Consider the following 2,328-nt stretch of genomic DNA (forward strand, 5'->3'; position numbering starts at 1 on the left):
CGGCCTCGGGGCAGCTCGCCCGCACGTCCGACCGCCAGCCGCTCGGCGACGGCCAGCGCATCAAGCACGACGCCTTCCGGTCCGTGCTGCCCTCGACGGCCCGGGGCGAGGTGGGAGCCGTGACGTCCGGGGGACGCATGATCCGCCTCCAGGTGATGGACATGCCGGCCCTGCCGCCCACCGCCGGCGTGCCGAACCTGGCGGGCGGAGTGCCGTCGTCGGAGTTCATCACGCTCGAGCGCGACGAGTCCCTCGTGGGACTGGCACCGCTGAGCGGCGTCGTCGCCCTGGGTACCGCGCAGGGCGTGGTGAAACGCGTGCAGCCCGACTACCCGCTGAACCGTGACGACTGGGAGGTCATCTCCCTCAAGCCGAAGGACAGGGTCGTCGGTGTCGCGACGGCCGGCGACGAGGACGACCTCGTGTTCATCACCCGCCTCGCACAGTTGCTGCGTTTCCCGGCGTCGGCGGTACGGCCGCAGGGCCGGACGGCCGGCGGCATGGCGGGCATCAAGCTCGCGGCCGGGGACGCCGTCCTGCACTTCGGCGCGATCGCCCGGGGTGACGAGCAGGGCGTGGTGGTCACGGTCTCCGCCGCGGACGACGCGCTGCCCGGCACGACGGCCGGTTCGGCGAAGGTCACCGAGTTCTCCGAGTACCCCCCGAAGGGCCGGGCGACGGCGGGGGTCAGGGCCCACCGTTTCCTCCGCGGCGAGGAAGCCCTGTCGCTGGCGTGGGCGGGCCACGGGCCCGCGCGCGCGGCGTCCGCCAACGGTGTGGCCCGGGCGCTGCCCACCGAACACGGGCGGCGCGACGGCTCGGGTGTCCCCCTCACCCAGCAGATCGACGCCGTCGGGCCGAGCCTGGTCGGTCTCATCGAGGCGTCCCGCCCCGTCGCTCCCGTCGCCGGCGTGCGCCTGGTGGACGGGTCGGCGCCGGATTCCGCCGTGCACGGAGGACCGGCGGCCGGAGCGGACGACGAGGGACAGGGCACCCTGCTCTAGCCGGTGGGTGCCCGCGGGGTGCCTCAGCCCGTGCGGGCGGGAAGCGGGAGGTCGAACACGATCGAGCGCTGCGTCGGCACGTAGCCCATGCGTTCGTAGAGGCCCAGCGCACCGGACGGATTCTCGGTGTCCACGCCGAGCCCGGCGTTGTCGATGCCCGCCGCACGGTACCGCCGCATCGCCTCCGCGAGCAGAGCCGGAGCGAGACCGCGTCCGCGCCACGTCCTGCGGACGCCCAGCAGGTCCGTGTAGCCCTCCGTGTGGCCGAGCAGCTCCTTCGAGTCGGGGTCGTAGCTGGCGAGCTGGTATGCCGCCACCTCGCCCCTCGCAGGGTCGAGCAGTGCCAGGCTCCAGTCGGCGCGGAACTCGGGGTGGGTGACCGTGAACTGCCAGGATTCCTGGTCGCGGGGTTCGCTGCCCCAGTGGTCCTGGAAGGCGTCGTTGTGGGCGAGGCGGACGAGTTCGCTGATGTTCCTGTCGGATCCCTCGGCGAAACTGACGAGTTCCAGCTCCGGAGGGATCGGCAGGTCCGGGATCGGCTGGTCCAGCGGCCTCGTCATCTCGGTGAAGTACCGGACGATGCTGCTCCCGCTCGCCCGCAGCAGCGCAAGGTGCGAGGGGTTGCGTTCCTCGACGTAGTTCCGGAAGATCCCCTCCTCCTGTCCGGTCTCCAGCAGGCGCATCCCGGCCCGCCACGCCTGCCAGGCGAAGACGGCACGGCCGATCCCGCGCCCGCGCCACGCGGGGTCCACGCCGCCCGCGCCGTGCACCAGGGAGGAGCCGGTATTCATGGAGAGGCGTCCGAACGCGCGCGGCACGCCGTCCCCGTCGAAGCCGGCGATCGTGTCACGACGCGAATCGTTCTTCGACGCCCGCAGCGCCTGCTCGAGGTCGGCGCGTTGCTCCACCCAGTCCGGCTGGTCCTCCTCCGCGATGCGCCTGACCAGCTCGAGCCAGGGGTCGATGTCGGCGTAGGCGAGTGGTCGCCACTGCAGCAGGGCGGGGAGGTCCGGAGCCTCGGCGTCCCGGGCGCGCGTGGTACGGGCATCCGGGGTGTCTGCGGTACTCATGACCCCAGCGTATTGCAGGGCGGGGACGCGCGCCCGGCAGGCGCGGCGCCTAGCCCCGCTCGGCGCCCGTGCGGGCGCCCAGCGCCATGACCCCGTCGCAGAGCGCCGCTTCGTCCTGATCGTGCGTGACGAGGAGGACGGCCGTGTCCGGGAGCCCGCGCCGCAGGTCCGCGAGCAGCGAGCGGGCACCCTCGGCGTCGAGGTGCGCCGTGGGCTCGTCCAGGAGGACGACGCCGGAGCGGGTCAGCAGGGCG

General features: G+C 73.5%; 3 protein-coding genes. 1 reads left to right on the top strand and 2 read right to left on the bottom strand.

The features are described from left to right. On the top strand, positions 1–1,004 hold a 1,004-nt coding region (locus tag CVO76_RS16905; protein WP_279628581.1), incomplete at its 5' end, for a DNA gyrase C-terminal beta-propeller domain-containing protein. 23 nt (positions 1,005–1,027) lie between these two features. On the opposite strand, the gene CVO76_RS16910 is transcribed toward CVO76_RS16905, so the two are convergent. Continuing rightward, positions 1,028–2,074 (bottom strand): GNAT family N-acetyltransferase, encoded by a 1,047-nt coding sequence (locus tag CVO76_RS16910; RefSeq protein WP_208740220.1) that lies wholly within the window; start codon positions 2,072–2,074, stop codon positions 1,028–1,030. Positions 2,075–2,123: 49 nt separating this feature from the next. Continuing rightward, on the bottom strand, positions 2,124–2,328 hold a 205-nt coding region (locus tag CVO76_RS16915; RefSeq protein ID WP_432206109.1), incomplete at its 5' end, for a hypothetical protein.

Source organism: Arthrobacter agilis, assembly GCF_002953615.1.
Classification (GTDB): Bacteria; Actinomycetota; Actinomycetes; order Actinomycetales; family Micrococcaceae; genus Arthrobacter_D; species Arthrobacter_D agilis_B.